Annotated in this window: 13 protein-coding genes; 8 read left to right on the forward strand and 5 right to left on the reverse strand. The window is 71.8% G+C overall.

Annotation, left to right across the window (positions count from 1 at the left end):
- Positions 1-6 precede the first annotated feature (6 nt).
- The gene (locus AC5L3Z_RS16955) at positions 7-1863 is read right to left on the reverse strand and encodes a polysaccharide biosynthesis protein (protein WP_494843103.1); all 1857 of its coding nucleotides are present in this window, start codon (positions 1861-1863) and stop codon (positions 7-9) included.
- Positions 1864-2048: 185 nt separating this feature from the next.
- On the opposite strand from AC5L3Z_RS16955, the gene AC5L3Z_RS16960 reads away from it, so the two are divergent.
- Positions 2049-3512, forward strand: coding sequence for a tyrosine-protein kinase domain-containing protein (locus AC5L3Z_RS16960; protein ID WP_494843104.1), 1464 nt, complete (start codon positions 2049-2051; stop codon positions 3510-3512).
- Here AC5L3Z_RS16960 and AC5L3Z_RS16965 read toward each other — a convergent pair.
- Positions 3493-4044, reverse strand: coding sequence for an arsenate reductase/protein-tyrosine-phosphatase family protein (locus AC5L3Z_RS16965; RefSeq protein WP_494843106.1), 552 nt, complete (start codon positions 4042-4044; stop codon positions 3493-3495). The genes AC5L3Z_RS16960 and AC5L3Z_RS16965 overlap by 20 nt on opposite strands.
- 159 nt (positions 4045-4203) lie before the next feature.
- On the opposite strand from AC5L3Z_RS16965, the gene AC5L3Z_RS16970 reads away from it, so the two are divergent.
- The 3 genes from AC5L3Z_RS16970 (at position 4204) to AC5L3Z_RS16980 (ending at position 8014) form a co-directional block, all read left to right on the forward strand.
- Positions 4204-5433 (forward strand): glycosyltransferase family 4 protein, encoded by a 1230-nt coding sequence (locus tag AC5L3Z_RS16970; protein ID WP_494843108.1) that lies wholly within the window; start codon positions 4204-4206, stop codon positions 5431-5433.
- A gap of 127 nt (positions 5434-5560) precedes the next feature.
- Positions 5561-7345: a DUF4012 domain-containing protein gene (locus AC5L3Z_RS16975; RefSeq protein ID WP_494843110.1), complete on the forward strand. Its 1785-nt coding sequence runs from the start codon at positions 5561-5563 to the stop codon at positions 7343-7345.
- A 12-nt stretch (positions 7346-7357) separates the two neighbouring features.
- Entirely contained in the window at positions 7358-8014 is a 657-nt protein-coding gene (locus AC5L3Z_RS16980) for a hypothetical protein (RefSeq protein WP_494843112.1), read from the forward strand.
- Between the two features lie 81 nt (positions 8015-8095).
- On the opposite strand, the gene AC5L3Z_RS16985 is transcribed toward AC5L3Z_RS16980, so the two are convergent.
- Positions 8096-8878: a GNAT family N-acetyltransferase gene (locus tag AC5L3Z_RS16985; RefSeq protein WP_494843114.1), complete on the reverse strand. Its 783-nt coding sequence runs from the start codon at positions 8876-8878 to the stop codon at positions 8096-8098.
- A gap of 937 nt (positions 8879-9815) precedes the next feature.
- On the opposite strand from AC5L3Z_RS16985, the gene AC5L3Z_RS16990 reads away from it, so the two are divergent.
- Positions 9816-10412 (forward strand): hypothetical protein, encoded by a 597-nt coding sequence (locus AC5L3Z_RS16990; protein ID WP_494843116.1) that lies wholly within the window; start codon positions 9816-9818, stop codon positions 10410-10412.
- A gap of 67 nt (positions 10413-10479) precedes the next feature.
- On the opposite strand, the gene AC5L3Z_RS16995 is transcribed toward AC5L3Z_RS16990, so the two are convergent.
- Together AC5L3Z_RS16995 and gdhA are read right to left on the reverse strand one after the other, a co-directional pair.
- Positions 10480-11844 (reverse strand): alpha/beta hydrolase, encoded by a 1365-nt coding sequence (locus AC5L3Z_RS16995; RefSeq protein ID WP_494843118.1) that lies wholly within the window; start codon positions 11842-11844, stop codon positions 10480-10482.
- Between the two features lie 160 nt (positions 11845-12004).
- On the reverse strand, positions 12005-13342 hold the full coding sequence (gene gdhA / locus AC5L3Z_RS17000) for an NADP-specific glutamate dehydrogenase (protein WP_494843120.1): 1338 nt from the start codon (positions 13340-13342) through the stop codon (positions 12005-12007).
- Between the two features lie 112 nt (positions 13343-13454).
- Here gdhA and AC5L3Z_RS17005 point away from each other — a divergent pair, with 112 nt between their 5' ends.
- The 3 genes from AC5L3Z_RS17005 (at position 13455) to AC5L3Z_RS17015 (ending at position 18499) form a co-directional block, all read left to right on the forward strand.
- Positions 13455-13772, forward strand: coding sequence for a MazG-like family protein (locus AC5L3Z_RS17005; RefSeq protein ID WP_494843122.1), 318 nt, complete (start codon positions 13455-13457; stop codon positions 13770-13772).
- A gap of 537 nt (positions 13773-14309) precedes the next feature.
- The gene (locus AC5L3Z_RS17010; RefSeq protein ID WP_494843124.1) at positions 14310-14897 is read left to right on the forward strand and encodes a hypothetical protein; all 588 of its coding nucleotides are present in this window, start codon (positions 14310-14312) and stop codon (positions 14895-14897) included.
- A gap of 623 nt (positions 14898-15520) precedes the next feature.
- Positions 15521-18499, forward strand: coding sequence for a 3-keto-alpha-glucoside-1,2-lyase-like domain-containing protein (locus AC5L3Z_RS17015; protein ID WP_494843126.1), 2979 nt, complete (start codon positions 15521-15523; stop codon positions 18497-18499).
- Positions 18500-18768 lie beyond the last annotated feature (269 nt).

Below are 18768 nucleotides of genomic sequence, written 5' to 3' on the forward strand. Positions count from 1 at the left end.
GGACCGTCAGCGCGGCGAGGGCAGCACCGACAACCGGGCCGGAGTCTCCTCGCACAGGACCGCCAACCGCTTGACCAGCTCCGCCGCGTCGGCATACGGGTCGAGGAGGCGGGCCTCGTCGGGGACCAGCGACGGCACCCGGACGTGCGAGATGAGCGGGTGCAGCGGCCGGCTGTCCACCTCGTCGGCGCCGAAGAGGTCCTCGTGGAGCTTCTCGCCGGGGCGTAGCCCGGTGAAGACGATCTCGGTCGGGTGGGACGCCTCGGCGGCCAGCCGGCGGGCCACGTCGGCGATCCGCACCGGCTCGCCCATGTCCAGCACCAGCGCCTCCCCGCCCCGGCCGATCGAGGCCGCCTGCAGCACCAGGTGGACCGCCTCCTGCACGGTCATGAAGTACCGGGTGACGTCCGGGTGCGTCACGGTGATCGGCAACCCGGCCTCGACCTGGGCCTGGAACGCGGTGAGCACCGAGCCCCGGCTGCTGAGCACGTTGCCGAAGCGGACGCTCAGGAACGCCGCGTCGAACCGGCTGGCGTAGTGGGCGGTCAGCCGCTCGGTGATCCGCTTCGAGTAGCCCAGCACGCTGACCGGGTTGGCGGCCTTGTCGGTGGAGATGTTGACGAACTCGGCGACGTCCCGGCATGCCTCGAGGACGTTGAGGGTGCCCTGGACGTTGGTCTTGATCGCCTCGCCCGGGTGGCGTTGCAGCAGCGTCAGGTGCTTCAGCGCGGCGGCGTGGAACACCACGTCGGGCTGCCGGTCGGCCACGATCCGGGCGATGCCCTCGGCGTCGCGGATGTCGGCGAGGATCAGCTCCGGCCCGTCCAGGAGAGCCCGGCCGTGCAGTGACATCTGCAGCGCGTGCAGGGCCGACTCGTCCCGGTCCAGCATCATCAGCTCACCCGGGTCGCAGCGGGCGATCTGCCGGCACAGCTCCGAGCCGATCGAGCCGCCCGCCCCGGTCACCAGGACCCGCCGGCCGGCCAGGCCGTTGCGCTCCACGGCCAGCTCGGCCACCCGCTGCGCCCGCCCGAGCAGGTCGGTGATCTGCAGGTCGCGTACGTCCGTGGCGGCGACCGGACGGTCCAGCAACTCGCGGACCGGGGGGAGCACCTTGAACGCGGCGCCGGCCCGCAGCGTGCGGCGGCGCACGTCCCGCATCAGCTCGGGGTCGGAGCTGTTGAGCGAGAAGATCACCGTGGTGGCGCGGGTCCGCTGCACCGCCTGTTCGAGCTGCTCCCGGCCGCCGAGCACCCGCAGCCCCTCCAGGCGCAGCCACTGCTTCTCCGGGTCGTCGTCGAGCAGACCCACCGGCAGGTAGCTCCCCCCGCGATCACCGGTGAGCACCCGGACCAGGCGTTCGCTCGCGGCGTCCACGCCGTAGATCAGGGTCCGGTTCGCCGAGGGGACCGGCCGGTCGTCGCGGTCCCGGCGCCACCGGTACGCGGCCCGCCCGCTGGCCATCAGCACCAGGGCGACGGCTCCGCCAGTCACCGGGACGCTCGCCGGCACCGGCCGGGCGGCCATCGGTGCCAGCGCCACCAGCGCCACGATCGCCGTGAGGACCGTGGTGCCGGCCAGGTTGCGGGCCTCGCCGACGCTGCCGATCGGGTGCCGACCCCGCACGGTCGAGCGCACCTGCTCGATCGCGGCGTGCACCACCGCGCAGACGAGCGCGGTGCCCAGCGCCGCCGCGGTCTGCATCGGGGTGAGCCCGAATTCGTACCGGGCCCAGGTGGCGATCAGAAATCCGGCGCACCAGGCGCCGGTGTCGAGCGTTAGCAGAGACAGAGTCTTCGCTCGTCGGGTGACCCAGTCACGCCGAGGTGTCGCCGGATCGGCCGGGAGGGCTGCATGGTCCATGGGTGTCCTCTGCTTTTGTTCCTGATTGCGAGGATTCAGGGCTCTTGGGAGATCGGATCGTCTACATTCGTTTAGTCACTTCACGGCAAGCTCGCGACGAATAGATCCTGACACGTCGTTTGCGGAGTATAGGGGGATTTCGTGCAGTTTCACCGGCTAGCTGTCCCGCCGGAACGGAGGGCGTGATGGACGTTCGCACCTGCCTGCGCCTGGTCCGCCGACACTGGTGGATCGTCCTGGTCACGCTGATGGTCGCGGTCGGTTCGGCGGCCCTGATCACCGTCCGCACGCCGCCCCGGTACGACGCCTCGGTGACGTTCTTCGTCACCACGCCGAGCCAGGGCGTCACCGACGCGTACCAGGGCAGCCTCTTCCTCCAACAACGCGTCAAGTCGTATGCCGACCTGCTCCGCAGCGACCGACTTGCGCAGAGCGTGGTCGCCGAGGCCCCGCTCGGGCTGACCGCCGACGAGGTCCAGCGCCGGGTGAGCACCTCCACCGAGACCGGCACCGTGCTGCTGCGGGCCACCGTCACCGACACCGACCAGACCCGGGCGATGCGGGTGACCGAATCGCTCTCCGCCAACTTCGTCGAACTGGTGCAGAAGATCGAGACGCCCGCCGAGGGTCGGTCGGCGCCGGTCAAGATCGAGGTGGTCAGCGGCCCCCGGGTCACCTCCCGCCCGGTCTCCCCGCAGCCCACCCGCAACCTGGTCATCGGGGGCCTGGTGGGGCTGCTGCTCGGCGCCGCGCTGGCCGTGCTGCGCGGGGTGGCCGACGTCCGGCTGCGCGACGCCGCCGGCCTGCAACGGGTCACCGGCAGCCCGCTGCTGGGTGAGATCCCGTTCGAGGCGGGGGCGAAGTCGGCCCCGCTGATCGTGGGCGAGTCGGCGACCTCCGCCCGCGCCGAGGCGGTCCGCAAACTGCGCACCAACCTGCGCTTCGTGGACGTGCACGAGCCGGCCCGGGCCATCGCGGTCACCAGCGCCCTGCAGGGCGAGGGCAAGACCACGCTCTCCTGCAACCTGGCGATCGCCCTGGCCGAGGCCGGCTGGCGGGTGCTGCTGGTCGACGCCGACCTGCGGCGGCCGAAGGTCGCCGACTACCTCGGCCTCGACGGCGGCGTGGGCCTGACCGACGTGCTCGTCGGCGACGTGCAGGTCGGCGACGTGGTGCAGCGTTGGGGCGACAAGTCCCTGCTGGTGCTGCCGAGCGGGTCCACCCCGCCGAACCCGAGCGAGCTGCTCGGCTCGAAGGCGATGGCCGACCTGCTGCTCGCGCTGCGCGAGTCCGCCGACATCGTGGTGATCGACACCGCGCCGCTGCTGGCCGTCACCGACGGCGTCGTGGTGGCGGTGCAGGCCGACGGCGCGCTCCTGGTCACCCAGCAGGGGCGGACCTCGCGGACGCAGGTGGCCGCGGCGGCCCGCGCGCTGCACTCGGTCTCGGTACGCCTGCTCGGCTGCGTGCTCAACATGACCAAGGTGGCCAAGGCCGACGCGTACCAGTACGAGGCCTACCGGATCGCGACCGCCACCCCGCCCGCGGTCCCGGCGGACCGGGCGGCCCCGTCGGAGCGGCGTACCGCCGCGGGCGGCGTCAACGGCACGGTGGATCGGACGCAGGAACTCACCCGGCTGCCCCGATGAGCGTCAGCACCGACCCCATCGACCGTTCGATCTCCTCGGCGCAGCGCCGGAAGTCCGCCGGGGTGCCGCCGACGGGGTCACCCAGGTCGTCCGCGTCGGGGGTGGCCGGTTGCAGCCGCCCCCGGGCGCGGGCGGCCGCCCGCACCGCGTCTCGCAGTGGCGTGTCGACCCGCTCCGGCGGGTCGGCCGCCACGGCGAGCCGCGCGAACTGGCGCAGCGTGAACGTCCGGTGCAGCGCCGCCGGGGCGAGCGCGGTGCACCGGGACCGCTGCGCGCGGGTGGCGGTCAGCACCAGCGCGGCCGAGGTGAGGTGTTCCGCCCGCAGCTCGCGGCTGACGAAGCCGGTGGGGTCGGCCCCGCCGTCGGCGACGACGTCCGCCGCGTACGGGTGCATCGGCCGGCCGTCGACGGCGTGGGTGCCGGCGCTGGTCACGGTGACCGGCCGGTCGCCGAGCAGGCGCCGGACGATGTACTCGGCCATCGGTGAGCGGCACATGTTGGCGTGGCACACGATGAGCAGCTCGTCGGCCATCTCGGTCCCTCTCGTCGGTGGGGTCGCGGGAGGGGGCGCCGCGACGGCGGTCGTTCTCCGGCGGTCGCGGCCGGACACAGAGGGGATGCCGGCATCCTATGCGCCGGCACGGCCGGGCCGCGTCGGTGCCGCGCCGAACCGGCGGACGGGGACCCGCTGATGAGGATCGGCATCCTGTCGTACCACTTTCCGCCGGAACCGGCGTTCATCCCGGGCAGCCTCGCCGAGGAGCTGGCCGCGCGCGGGCACGAGGTCCGGGTGCTGACCGGCTTCCCCGACTACCCCGGCGGGCACGTCTACCCGGGCTGGCGGCAGCGGTGGCGGCACCTGACCCGCAGTGAACGGCTCTCCGTACGCCGGGTGCCGCGCTACGCCGGCGGTGACGGCTCCACGGGGGCGCGGATGGCCAGCTACCTATCCTTCGCCGGCAGCGCGGCGGTGGTCGGGCGCCGCTACCTGGCCGACGTGGACGTGCTCTACGTCTTCCAGCTGCCGGCGACCACCTTCGCCACCGCCGGCCTGCTCCGCCTGCTCAATCGGGTGCCCACCGTCCTGCACGTGCAGGATCTCTGGACGGAGGAGGAGGCCGTCGGTGAGGGTGCCGAGCGGCGGGGCTGGCCGGGGCGGATCGCCACCACCATGCGTCGCGTGCTGCGCGAGGCCGACGCGGTGGCGGTCAGCGCACCGTCCATGGAGGAACGGGTGCTCTCCGACGGCGTCGGCCCGGACCGGGTCCGCACGGTGCTCAACTGGACGGACGAGCGGATCTTCCAGCCGGTCCGGCCGAGCCGTGCCGCGCGGCAGCTGATCCGCCGCGACGACCGGTGCGTGGTCATGCACGCCGGGACGATCGGGGTGCGGCAGGGCCTGGAGACCGCGGTTCGGGCGGCCGCGGCGCTGGACGGCCGGACGGACCTGGTGCTGGTCGGGTCGGGCGCGGAGGAGCGGCGGGTGCGGGGGCTCGCCGCCGAGCTGCGCGCCGAGAACGTCCGCTTCGTGGAGCGCCGGTCCCCGGTCGAGATGCCGGACCTGTACGCCGCCGCCGACTACCAGCTGGTGATGCTGCGCAACCTGCCGGAGCTGCGGGGCAGCGTGCCCGGCAAGTTGCAGGCGGCGCTCTCCTGCGCCGCGCCGGTGATCGCCTCGGCCGCCGGAGACACGGTGGAGCTGGTGGAGCGGGCGCGCGCGGGGCTCTCCTGCCCGCCCGAGGACTGGGCCACCCTGGCCGACCGGTTCTGGCTGGCCTCCACGATCCCGGCAACGGCCCGCTCCGAGATGGGGCGACGGGGACGCGAGGCGTACCTGCGGGAGATGTCGCTGCGGGCGGGGGTGGACCGGATCGAGGAGATGCTGAGCGAGGTGGCCACCGGCCGTCTTCAGCCTCGCTGAGGAGCCGAGCGAAGCTCGCGACCGGTCTTTACCCGCCGCAGAGGGTCATTTCCCGACGCAAGCATCGTTGTTCATGCTAGAAAGCGACGAATGGTCATTTCTGTCCGTTTCTGAGCGGGAGAGTGGTGTGACGGAGAGCGGAGTGTCGCGGCGGGGCCGGCGCAGGTCCCGGCGACGGAGCCGGGCGCGGATCCGACGGGCCCTGCTCGCCGGTCTCGTGGCCGGCGCGCTGCTGGTGGCGGGGGCCGGCTGGGTCGGCTTCCGAGGCTGGCAGGCGCGGGCCCACCTGCTGAACGCGGCCGGGCTCGCCCGGGAGCTCAGCGCGCAGGTGGTCGGCGGCGACTTCGACCGGGCCCAGCGCACCCTGGCCGCGCTCCAGGAGCAGGCGGGTGCCGCCCGGGACGCCACCGGCGATCCGGGCTGGTGGCTGGGCCAGCGGACCCCGTACGCGGGGGACGACCTCGGGGCGGTGCGCCAGATCGCGGTGGCGGTCGACGACCTGGCCCGGCGGGCGTTCCCCACGCTGCTCCGGACCGACCTGGCCACCCTGCTGCCCACGCAGGGCCGCCTGGACGTGGCCCGGCTGCGGGCGGTGTCGGCGGAGCTGACCGCGGCGGACGCCGCCGTCCGGCAGACCCGGGCCAGCCTCGACGCGGTGCCGACGGAGAACCTGGTCGACCAGATCCGGACCGCCCTGACCGACCTGCGGGCCGAGATCAATCGGCTGGTCGGCCTCACCGGCGCGGCCGACAAGGGCGCGAAGCTGCTGCCCGCGCTGCTCGGCGCGGACGGGCCCCGCACCTACCTGCTGGTCTCGCAGAACCTCGCCGAGCTGCGGGCCACCGGCGGCATGTTCGGCGCGTACGCGGTGATCCACGCCGAGGGCGGTCGGGTGCGGATGGAGAAGCAGGGCACCAGCGCCCAGATCGGAATGCTCAAGCGGCCGTTGCCGGTCGATCCCGAGGTGCGGGCCCTCTGGGCGGACCTGCCCGGGACGTATCCCGCCGACGTCAACCTGACCCCGCACTTCCCGACCGCGGCGAAGCTCTACCGCGAGATGTACCGCCGGAACGCCGGCGGCACGGTCGACGGGGTGCTGGCCGTCGACCCGGTCGTGCTGTCCTATCTGCTCCAGGCCACCGGTCCGGTGCGGGTGCCCGGCGGCACCACGCTGACCGGCGACCGGGTCGTGCGCACGCTGCTCAGCGACGCGTACCAGAAGTTGGACGGCGGCGGCCAGGACGCCTTCTTCGCGGCCTCCGCCTCCGCGGTCTTCGACGCGTTCCTCACGAAGAATGTCGACCATAGGGCGCTTTTGTCGGCTTTCGACCGCTCTATCAGTGAACGGCGGATATTGTTCTGGAGTGCCCGACCTGAGGAACAGCAGACGCTCGGCGACAGCCGGCTCGCCGGAGCGCTCCCCGACCAGGAGAGCGCGCCGTCGGTGGGCGTGTACCTCAACGACGGCAGTGGGGCCAAGCTCGGCTACTACCTCCGGCAGGCGGCGACCCTCACGGTCGGCAACTGCGTCGAGGACGGACGCCGGGAGCTGCGGCTCCGGTTCACCCTGCACTCCGCCGCCCCGAAGTCCGGCCTCAGCGAGTCCGTGCTCGGGCTCGGCAAGGCCGGTGACCCGTACACCGCTCGCACCCTCGTGTCGGTGTACACCCCGACCGGCGGCGCGGTGCTCGCCGCCCGGCTCGACGGCCAGCCCACCCCGGTGGGCAGCGGCGTCGAGCGCCGCCGGCAGGTCGTCCTCGCCAACGTCGAGGTACGCCCCGGCGCGACCCGCACCCTCGAGGTCGACCTGCTGACCGGCCGCAACAGCGCCGGCACGCCCGAGCTTCGGCTCACTCCGACCGCCACCCCATGGACCACCCAAGTAGTTCCCGCAACAAGCTGCAACCAGTAGGAGGAGACCACCATGCGGCTATCCCGCATCATCATGGCGCTCACGGTCGGTCTGGCCGTCGTGGCGGCGCCGACCGCGGCGGGGGCGGCGCAGCCGCAGCCAGCGCCCGGCGTGCCACAGCCAGGGCCCGGCGTGCCACAGCCACCACCGGACTATGTGCCGGGACCGGCGAGACTCATCGCCGAACCGACCACGATCTTCCTCGGCCAGTCCGTGCTGCTCACCGGTACCGGCTTCGGTCCCAACGAGACCGTGCGGATCGTCGTCACCGTGGCCCCCCTCGCGGCCTCGGTACCCGGGCAGGCGCCGGCGCGCCGCAGCGACGGCAGCACCGTCGCGATGGCAGCGGTCGCCTACGCGCCGCAGCCGGCCCCGCGCGAGTTCACCGTCCAGACGGACGAGAACGGACGGTTCACCGTCCGGTACCGGCCGACCGTGGTCGGCCAGCTCACCTTCACCGCCACCGGACTGACGTCCCGGAAGGTCGCCAGCGCGACCATCACGGTGCTCAAGAAGAAGCGGGCCCCGCACGACGGGGGCAAGCTGCCGGTGACCGGCGACGACATGGGCACGCCGCTCAAGGTCGGTGGCGGTCTGGTCGGCGCCGGCATGGTGCTGATGCTCACCACCTTCGCCTGGCGGCGTCGCAACCGCTTCAACGTGAACTGACCCCAGCGGCACGACTGCGACAAGACGGACGCCCGTCGGACCACCGGTCCGGCGGGCGTCCGCCGTACCCGTGGGCACCGCTCAGCCGGTGGTCGCGGGCGCCGGCAGGTCCACCGAGAGCACCCGGCCCACCGGCCGGAACCCGGCGGCGTCGTACAGGCGGCGCGCGGGATTGCCGTCGGTGACCTCCAGACCCAACGAGGGAAGCCCCGCCGCCCGGGTGCCGCGCAGGGCGTGCCCCAGCAGCGCCCGCCCCGCCCCGCGGCCCTGCCCGGTCGGCACCACCGCCAGGTTGAGGATCCAGCCGCACCCGTCGGTGGTCCACGGCACCGGGCCGGCGCAGAGGACGTGGCCGGCGCTGCGCCCGTCCGGGCCGACCAGCCGCGCCGAGGCGGCGAGCAGCGGCGGCACCGGGTCGCCGTCGGCGAACATCGCGCGGATCTCCGCGGTGTCGCCCGGCTGCCACGAACCGTCCGGATGCCCCGGCCCGTAGGCCGCCGGCAGGCCCTCGGCCAGGTCGTCGTCCCAGCCAGCGGCGGCGAGCGACCAGCCGGCGGGCAGCTCCGCCGGCTCCGGCAGGCCGGACAGATCGTGCCGCAGTTCGGTCGCCGCCCGGCGCAGGGCGAGGCCGCCACCGACCAGGGCGTCCACCAGCGCGTCGTCCGCCGTCTCCAGCCGGTGCCCGGCGAGGTCCCGGCGCGCCTGGTCGGCCACCCGCCCCCGGTCGCCGCCCGCGACGGGGGTTACCGCGGCGGCGACCGGGCTGCCGTCGTCATCGCACAGGCGCAGCCGGGCGAGCGGTCGACCGTCCGGGCTGGACAGCAGGGACAGGGCTGGGTCTACGGGATCCGGCGTCAGCGGCACCCCCGCACCGTAGTACCGGCGCGCGCCCCGACTCCAGCCGATATCACCCGCCCGCGCCCCGCCTCAGTGATCATGAAGTTGACGCCAGCAACGGAGATCGACACCGCCGCCAACTTCATGGTCACCCCACGATCGGGTCGCGGGGTGGGAGTGTGAAGAGTTGTTGTCGCCCCAGCGGCAACAACTCTTCACGACGCTCGGGCGCGGCGCCCCGTCCGGGGGCCGGCCGTCCCCCGCCGGCCTGGTCCGCACGGCGGGGCGGTGGTGTCGGCCATGTGGGGGATGCGCCGGGCTACGCGCAGCCGTGCCCCCGGGTCATGTGCCGACCCTGCCTACCGGTGGCGCCTGAGGCGTGGCGACCGTGCTCGGCTGAGGTGTTCGGGTGGATTGTCGGTTTCCGGGCGTCGATTGTCCGCTGTTCCCATGCGGGGTGATGTGCGGTGGCGGGCGGCACCCCAGAGCTGGAATCGTGGCGGCGCCGAGGTCGTTACAACTCCTGTACGACGCGCTGCAGCGGTGATTTGGGCTGCCGGCGCGTGGCTCGCCCCCGGCGGAATGACCGCGGGCATTGCATCACCTGTACGACCGCAGCAGCGAGTCCCGCTGCCGGCCCGGTGGCCCCGCCCCGCGGAATTCGCCCGGGCCCCCGGTCGTTACATCCCTTGGACGATCGCACGAGCAGCCCCGCCCCTTGGCGGAATGACGGCAGGCCGGTGGTCGTTACATCCCGCGGCCCGGTCTCACGAGCGAGAGCCTCCGCCCCTTCGGCGGAATGATGGCCGGCCGCCGGTCGTTACACACAGTCCCGGTGCCGAGCTGGTGAAGCCCGCCGGTTGAAGACTTTCCCCTTTGATCTTTCGAGCGCCTGTCGTGGTGCTCACGCGTGTCCCCAACCCCCATTGGGACGCGTCGTCGACCCCCGAATGGAGCTTCTCTGATGAACACGAACATTCTGCGTAAGAGCATGCTGGGTATCGCGGGTCTGGCGATCGCCGGTGGCCTGGCCGCCGGCCCGCTGAACCACGGCGAGCCCACCACCACCCCGAACGCCACGACCATCGCCGCCGCGGTGCAGGCCGACAAGCCGGGCGTGGACAAGAGCAAGCTGATCCCGCACGGTGTGCAGGGCAAGCAGTCGCGCATCGACCTCGGCGCCGAGCAGACCAGGAATGTCAAGGCGATCATCGCGGCGACGAAGAAGGCCGACATGGACGAGCGCGCCGCCGTCGTGGCGATCGCGACGGCGCTGCAGGAGTCGAAGTTGGAGAACCTGGGTCACCTGGGTGAGCGCAACGACCACGACTCGCAGGGCCTGTTCCAGCAGCGTCCCTCCAGCGGTTGGGGCACGGTGGAGCAGATCACCGACCCGGAGTACTCGACCCTGGCGTTCCTGAAGGGTCTGAAGCAGGTTGATGGTTGGCAGGACATGCCGCTGACCGAGGCCGCCCAGACCGTGCAGGTTTCGGCCTACCCCTTCCACTACGCACAGTGGGAGCAGCAGGCCGCCGACCTCGTCGCCAAGCACTGGAACTGACGCACACGAACCGACCGCTGGCCGACACCCCACAAGGGGTGCCGGCCAGCGGCGTGTTCCGGTCAGGTCAGGGGCATTCGGCGTAGAGCCGGCGGGTGCCCGCGCCCGCCGCGTACGCGGAGCGGTCGCTGAACCGGCAGCCGAAGTCGGGCGCCGCCACCGCCTTCGGATCGGTCACCCGGTCGCCGGCCGGGCGGCTCCCGGTGCGTACCCAGGAGACCAGGTCGTCCCAGGCGGCGCCGGCCTCCGCCGGGCTGAACTCGCAGTGCTGGGCGGCCCGGACGGCCCGCTGGACGACCAGCCGGCTGCGGCCGTGCCACGCGACGTCCCGCGCGTACGCCTGCTCCATCGAGAACGGCACGAACAGGTCACCGAGGTTGTGCAGGCTGAGCACGGGTGCGGTGGGTCGGCCGGCGATGCGCGGCACTTCGGTCAGGGTGGGGGAGAGGCGCTGCCAGAGGTTCTCCGGTGCGACCCGCTGCACCTCGGCGTTGACGTTCACCGGGCTGTTCGGGCGGTAGCGGGTGAGCAGGTTGGTGGCGAGCTGACCGGGACGCTGGGCGGGGGAGTCACCCCCGCTGGTGGTGCTGATCGCGAAGAGGAAGTCCTTCCAGATCGCGAACGAGGCCGCCGCGCCGGGTCGCGGGCCACCCGAGCGGTTGATGGTGATGTCCCGCAGCTGCTTGCCGCGCTCGTTGGTGGTGTCCGGGCCGGTGGGGGTGAGCCCGGCGAGACCGAGGGCGCCCTGGATCCTCGGCACCGCGTTGCTCAGGTAGTCCGGCGGCGTCGGGTAGGCCCGCACCCCGGCGAGCGCCTGGGCGACCAGGTTGTAGTCGAGGAAGAAGTCGAGCAGCTGGTGATCGCCCATGACCCCGCACATCGGCAGCCCGCCGTCGTAGCGACCCGGGTACTGCTCCAGTGAGCGGCCGATGATGTAGCCGCCCATCGACACCCCGCTCAGGTACGTCCGCTGTGGACGCATCACCGTGGCGGCGAAGAAGTCGGCCAGCTCCCGGGTGCTCACCACCCCGGAGCGGATGTCGAAGCCGTTGGTGGTGTACGACGACGCGGCCCAGGCGTACCCCTGCCCCAGCAGGCGTTGCCGTAGGCCGAAGCCCGGCGCCTCCGGCGAGAGCACGGTGGTCTGGCCGCGGTAGCCGTGCGCCCACATGACCAGCTCGCCGTTCCACTTCGGCGGGATCTCGATGATGTAGCCGGCGTGCCGGTGCACCCCCTGCCGGACGGTGGTGGGGGCGCCGTCGACGACCAGCGGCGCCAGCGGCGGATTGCTGATGGTGTAGCCGGGCAGCGGCTGGGAGCCGTCGCCGCCGGCGGCGACGGCGGGTGCCGCGCCGGTGAGCCCGACGGTCAGGGTCAGGACCGCGCCGGCGGCGAGCAGGCGGCGTACGAGACGGGTGGGTGAGGACAGCATCGATGCTCCCCCGGGGACGGTGCCGCCCATCGGGGCGGCCAGGCGGGACGGTGCCTACCGGCCGGTAGCGTCCTGAAGCTAGGCCGACCGGTCGAACGATGTCAATGCCTTGCTGGCCGGACGGTCAGTCAGTCACCCCGGGTCGGCCGTCCGGTCGGGCTCAGACCAGCCCGTGCGCCAGCATCGCCTCGGCGACCCGCCGGAAGCCGTTGATGTTCGCCCCGGCCACGTAGTCGCCCGGCAGGCCGTACTCCTCGGCGGTGGCCCAGCAGCGGGCGTGGATGTCCCGCATCGTCTCCCGCAGCCGCTGCTCCGAATGGGCGAAGGTCCACGAGTCCCGGCTGGCGTTCTGCTGCATCTCCAGCGCGCTCACCGCCACCCCGCCGGCGTTGGCCGCCTTGCCCGGAGCGAACCGCACCCCGGCCCGGCCGAGGATGCGCACCGCCTCCGGCGTGGTCGGCATGTTCGCCCCCTCGACCACCGCGACGCAGCCGCCGGCCACCAGCGACGCGGCCTCCGCGCCGCCGATCTCGTTCTGCGTGGCGCACGGCAACGCCAGGTCGCAGGGGACCTCCCAGACGGTACGACCGGAAACCGCCACCGCGTGCGGCACGTGTCGTACGTAGTCGTCGAGCCGGGCGCGGCGCTCCTCCTTCAGCTCCCGCAGCAGTTCCAGGTCGATGCCCTTCTCGTCCAGCACGTAGCCGTCGGAGTCGGAGCAGGCCACCACCGTGCCGCCGAGCTGGTGGACCTTCTCGATGGCGTAGGTCGCCACGTTGCCCGAGCCGGAGACCACCACCCGCTTGCCGTCCAGGCTGTCACCGGTCTGCCGGAGCATGTCCTCGGCGAAGAAGACCGCCCCGTACCCGGTCGCCTCGGTGCGCGCCTGCGCGCCCCCGTACGACAGGCCCTTGCCGGTGAGCACCCCCGACTCGTACCGGTTGGTGATCCGCTTGTACTGACCGAACAGGTAGCCGATCTCCCGGCCGCCGACGCCGATGTCCCCGGCCGGCACGTCGGTCTGCTCGCCGATGTGGCGGTACAGCTCGGTCATGAAGCTCTGGCAGAACCGCATCACCTCGCGGTCGGAGCGGCCCTTCGGGTCGAAGTCCGAGCCGCCCTTGCCGCCGCCGATCGGCAGTCCGGTCAGCGCGTTCTTGAAGATCTGCTCGAAGCCGAGGAACTTCACGATCCCGAGGTAGACCGAGGGGTGGAAGCGCAGGCCACCCTTGAACGGGCCGAGCGCGCTGTTGAACTCCACCCGGAAGCCGCGGTTGACCCGGACCCGGCCGTGGTCGTCCTCCCACGGCACCCGGAAGATGATCTGCCGCTCCGGCTCGCAGATCCGCTCGATGATCCGCGCCCGGGCGTACTCGGGGTGCCGGGCCAGCGCCGGCCCGATGCTCTCCAGCACCTCCCGTACCGCCTGGTGGAACTCCGGTTCGCCCGGGTTCCGGCTGACCACACTGGCGAACACCGACTCGACGGTCTCCGACATCACCGACACGTCCTTCCGCCTCCGGAGGCGGCCTCGTCGCCGTCACCGGGCCGGCGTCACCGCCGACCGTCCCCGAGTACGGATCGTCACCCCCGTCCGGTTCACTGCTCGGATGGACGACTTGATCTGGGACGCGGTCCGCGCCTCACGTGGGTGGCTCGACGCCGCCAACGGCACCGACCGGGCCGAGCTGACCTGCCGCATCCTGAAGCTCACCGAGGAGGCGGGGGAGGTGGCCGGCGCCTGGATCGGGCTCCTCGGCCAGAACCCGCGCAAGGGCGTCACCCACACCCGCGACGAGGTGGCCGCCGAGTTGGCCGACGTCGTCCTCACGGCCCTGGTCGCCATCGAGAGCCTTGGCTACGACGCCCGGACCGTGGTGTCGTCCTGTGCGGCGAAGGTCCAGGCCCGCGTGCAGCCACCGTCCTGACACCCCGGGGTACGCCCCGACCGCCATGCGTCCGATGTCCGCGTCTCGGATTCGGTACGGATGTACCCCGTGTCCGGTTTCGCACGCAGAGGCGTCAGCGTCCCGTGACCCGTCGCACCCCTGGCCCCGGAATCGTGGCCGTGCGCGGGCCGTTATACCTACGTACGACCGCAGCAGTGACTTCCGCTGCCGGCCAATGGTCCGGCCCTCGGCGGAATGACCCCGGGCCCCCGGTCGTTACACACCCTGGATCGCACGAGCAGCCCCGCCTCCCTTGGCGGAATGACGGCAGGCCGGTGGTCGTTACATCCCCCGGCCCGGTCTCACGACCGAGCAGCCTCCGCCCCGTCGGCGGAATGACAGCCGGCCGCCGGTCGTTACACACAGTCCCGGCGCCGCGAGCCCCCGGCTTGCTGGCCCGCCGGTCGAGGACTTTCTTTTTTTTCCTCTGATCTTTTGAGCGCCTGATCGTGGTGCTTGCGCCGTGTTCCGACCCCCATTGGGACGCGTCGCCAACCCCCGGATGGAGCTTCTCTGATGAACACGAACATTCTGCGTAAGAGCATGCTGAGCATCGCGGGTCTGGCCTTCGCCGGTGGCATCTTCGCCGGCCCGGTGACCGAGGCTCACGCCGCCCCGACCGTGGAGGCGAAGGCTGTCGCCGTGGTGCAGGCCGACAAGGCCGACAAGAGCAAGCTGATCCCGCACGGTGTGCAGGGCAAGCAGTCGCGCATCGACCTCGGCGCCGAGCAGACCAGGAATGTCAAGGCGATCATCGCGGCGACGAAGAAGGCCGACATGGACGAGCGCGCCGCCGTCGTGGCGATCGCGACGGCGCTGCAGGAGTCGAAGTTGGAGAACCTGGGTCACCTGGGTGAGCGCAACGACCACGACTCGCAGGGCCTGTTCCAGCAGCGCCCGAGCTCGGGTTGGGGCACGGTCGAGCAGATCACCGACCCGGAGTACTCGACCCTCGCCTTCCTGAAGGGTCTGAAGCAGGTCGACGGGTGGCAGGACATGCCGCTGACCGAGGCCGCCCAGACCGTGCAGGTCTCGGCCTACCCCTTCCACTACGCACAGTGGGAGCAGCAGGCCGCCGACCTCGTCGCCAAGCACTGGAACTGACGCACACGAACCACCCGCTGGCCGGCACCCCCACCCCGGGGTGCCGGCCAGCGGCGTCTGCGCACCCAGCAGTGTGAAGAGTTGTCGTCGCCAGGGCGACCCGCAGTTCATCGCGGTCCCGGCCGCCACCCGCGTGCACCGCCTCGTCGCCGGTCGCCCGCCATGATCCCGAGTAGGACCGACCAGGACGCCCACCGGCGAGCCAAGGGACTCAAGGGCGCAGGCCACCCGCGATGCTCCGCACCCGCGCTGCGGACGGCCCCCGGTGTGCGGGGTGGTCGCTGGTCTCGGGGCGATGCGGCATACGTCGTCCCAGGTGGTCATGCGTCGTGAGGGGAGCGGAGCACCGTCGGCGGCCGGGGCGCCGCCGGTGTCTGAGGCGGCTACCGTCTGTCAAGGACTTTCCCTGAACCGGACGCAACTTTTGCTTGATGGAGCGAAAGTTGTCGAGATGTTACGCGAAGCTCTCGACCAAGTATCGAAATGTGTCTACCGTTTCCGGCACCATCCATCCGTGTCGTGGGACGGGATCGGCACCGTCCCCCGACGGGACCGCGTGGATGGCGGTCGCTCGCCGGTGGCACGGCAGGGGGCGGCCGTACTCCCACCCCTGGAGAGAACGCATGGACACACGGCACCGCCGACGCCGGGGCGCGTACGCCCTGACGGCCCTCCTGTTCGCCGGGACCCTCTGGGCGACCCCCGCAGCCGCGGACCCGCCCGAGCAGGAGCCCGGCGTCACGCTGCGCGTCTTCGACGTGCAGACCAACCTCAGCGAGATCTGCACCCTCAAGCCAGGCCAGACTCCGAACGTCGACAAGCTGATGTCGGAGATCAACTGGACCTCTTCCGCCGACTTCGGCTTCGAGGACAGGTTCGTGGCCCAGGTGCTCGGCAACGTCAACATCCCCTCGGCGGGCGACTACACGTTCCGTCTGATCAGCGACGACGGCTCCCGGCTGCTGATCGACGACTCGGTGGTCGTCAACCACGACGGACTGCACCCCGCGACGCCCAAGGACGGGACCGTCAACCTCAGCGCGGGTTACCACTCACTGCGCATCGACCACTTCGAGCGCGACGGTGGCCAGCAGGTCCGGCTGGAGTGGCGCACCCCGGGCTCGTCGTCGTTCGCCCTGGTGCCGAACTCGGTGCTCAGCACGGACGCCGGGGTGGTCCGGGTGACCGCGCCGGGCAAGAAGGAGTGCGAGGGTGTCACGGACTCGCCCGGTGACGGCCTGCCGCTGACCGGGGTGCACCCGAACTACCAGCTGACGAACCTTCGTCCCGACGGGTTCCAGCCGCAGGTCAGCGCGATGGACTGGTTCTCCGACGGTCGGTTGGCCATCACCACGTGGGGTGGCACCGACAACACCTCCGGTGAGGTCTGGATCCTCGACGAGGTCACCGGCGACACCGGCCCGAGCCAGGTCACCACGAAGAAGGTCGCCAGCGGCCTCAAGGAGCCGATGGGCATCAAGATCGTCGACGGCACCATGTACGTGTCGGAGAAGCATCGGCTCACCCGCCTGGTCGACACCACCGGCGACGGCGTCACCGACGACTACGAGACCGTCGCGACCTGGCCGTTCGGCGGCAACTTCCACGAGTTCGCCTTCGGTCTGCTCTACCAGGACGGGTTCTTCTACCTGAACCTGTCGGTGTCGATCAACTACGGCGGCGCGACCACCGACCCGCAGCCCGCCGAGAACCGCGGCACCACCATCAAGGTCAACAAGAACACCGGCGCGGTCTCCTACGTCGCCGGCGGCCTGCGTACGCCCAACGGCATCGGCTGGGGCCCCGAGGGCGGCATCTTCGTCACCGACAACCAGGGCGGCTGGCTGCCGTCGTCGAAGCTGGTCCACGTCAAGCAGGGCCGCTTCTTCAACCACTACACCAACCCCGACGGCCCGTTCGACGCCAACCCGGTGACCCCGCCGGTGCTCTGGCTGCCGCAGAACGAGATCGCCAACTCGCCGAGCACCCCGCTGCAGCTGACCGAGGGCACCTTCGCCGGGCAGATGCTCTTCGGCGACGTGACCTACGGCGGCATCCAGCGCGCCTACCTGGAGAAGGTCGGCGGCGAGTACCAGGGCGCGGTCTTCCGCCTCACCCAGGGCCTGGAGGCCGGTGTCACGCGGATCAGCCAGGGCCCGGACGGCGCCATCTACGCCGGTGGTCTGGGCGCGGGCGGCAACTGGGGCCAGGAGGGCAAGCTCAGCTACGGCCTGCAGAAGCTGACGCCCAACGGCGAGAACCACTTCGACATCCTGGCGATGCGGGCCAAGCCGAACGGCTTCGAGGTGGAGTACACCCAACCGGTCTCCGCCGACACCGCGACGAACCTGGCCTCGCGCTACAAGGTCAAGCAGTGGCGGTACGAGCCGACCGCGGGCTACGGCGGTCCGAAGCTCGACGAGGAGACGCTGACGGTCACCTCGGCGAGCCTCTCCGCCGACAGCAAGAAGGTCACCCTGACCATCGACGGCCTCGAGGCCGGCCGGGTGGTGCACCTGCGCTCGCCGCGGCCGTTCACCTCGAACAGCGGTGAGTCGCTGTGGAGCACCGAGGCCTGGTACACCCTGAACACGCTGGTCGGCTCGCAGAACCCGGGAGGCAGCACCTACCAGGCGGAGGCGGCGACGCTCGCCGGCGGCGCGTCGGTCAACACCGACCACTCGGGTTACTCGGGCACCGGCTTCGTCGACGGCTACTGGAACTCCGGGGCGACCACGACGTTCAACGTCACCGCCGCCGCGGCGGGCGCGCACGACGTGAAGCTGCGCTACTCCAACGGTCCGAACCCGTTCTCCGGCACCAAGTCGCTGAGCCTCTACGTCAACGGCAGCAAGGTCCGGCAGGTCAACCTGGCCAGCACGGGCGACTGGGAGACCTGGGCCGACCACACCGAGTCGGTGACCCTCAACGCCGGGGCCAACACCATCGCCTACAAGTACGACAGCGGCGACAGCGGCAACGTCAACCTCGACCAGCTCACGGTCACCGCGACCAACCGGGTCACCCTCTTCGACGGCTCCGGACTCGGGGCCTGGGAGAAGACCGACGACAGCGCCGCCACCTGGCCGGTCGCCAACGGTTCCATGGAGTCCCTGGGCGGGGACATCCGCACCAAGGACTCCTTCGGCGACTTCAAGCTGCACATCGAATGGTGGCAGCCGACGTACCCGGCAAACGTGACCGGTCAGGCCCGCGGCAACAGCGGGGTGTACCTCCAGGACCGGTACGAGATCCAGGTCCTCGACTCGTACGGCGACACCACGCTCTCCGACGACGAGGCCGGCGCGATCTACGACAAGCGCGCTCCGGACAGCAACGCCGCCACGGCGCCGGAAACCTGGCAGACCTACGACATCACCTTCCGGGCGGCCCGTTTCGACGGCGCCGGCAACAAGACCGCGAACGCGCGCGTCACGGTCGTGTGGAACGGCACCACCGTCCACAACGACGTGGAGATCGACGGCCCGACCGGCGCCGGTGCGCCGGAAGGGCCGACCGCCGGGCCGATCCGCCTGCAGGACCACGGTGACCCGGGAGAGAACCCGCGTTACCGCAACATCTGGATCGAACCCCTGAGCTGACCCACCCACGGACGTGCCGCCCGGTGCACCGACCGGGCGGCACGTCTTCGTCTGCCCTCATCGACAACTTCGCCCCCGAGGCGATCAGGAACGGGTTGACCTGAACACCCTGGCGAGACGTCGGAGTGGCCTCCGGCTGCCACCGCCAGGGGCCATGCCCGCGGCCGGCGTGGTGCTCGAAGTGCGATGCAGGCGCCGGTGGAGCGGGCCTGCGGTAACGGCGGGGCGTCCCGGCCCGTCGGTCACGGTACGGCCGGGCGGCTGGTGGC

Source organism: Micromonospora sp. LZ37 (assembly GCF_059359015.1).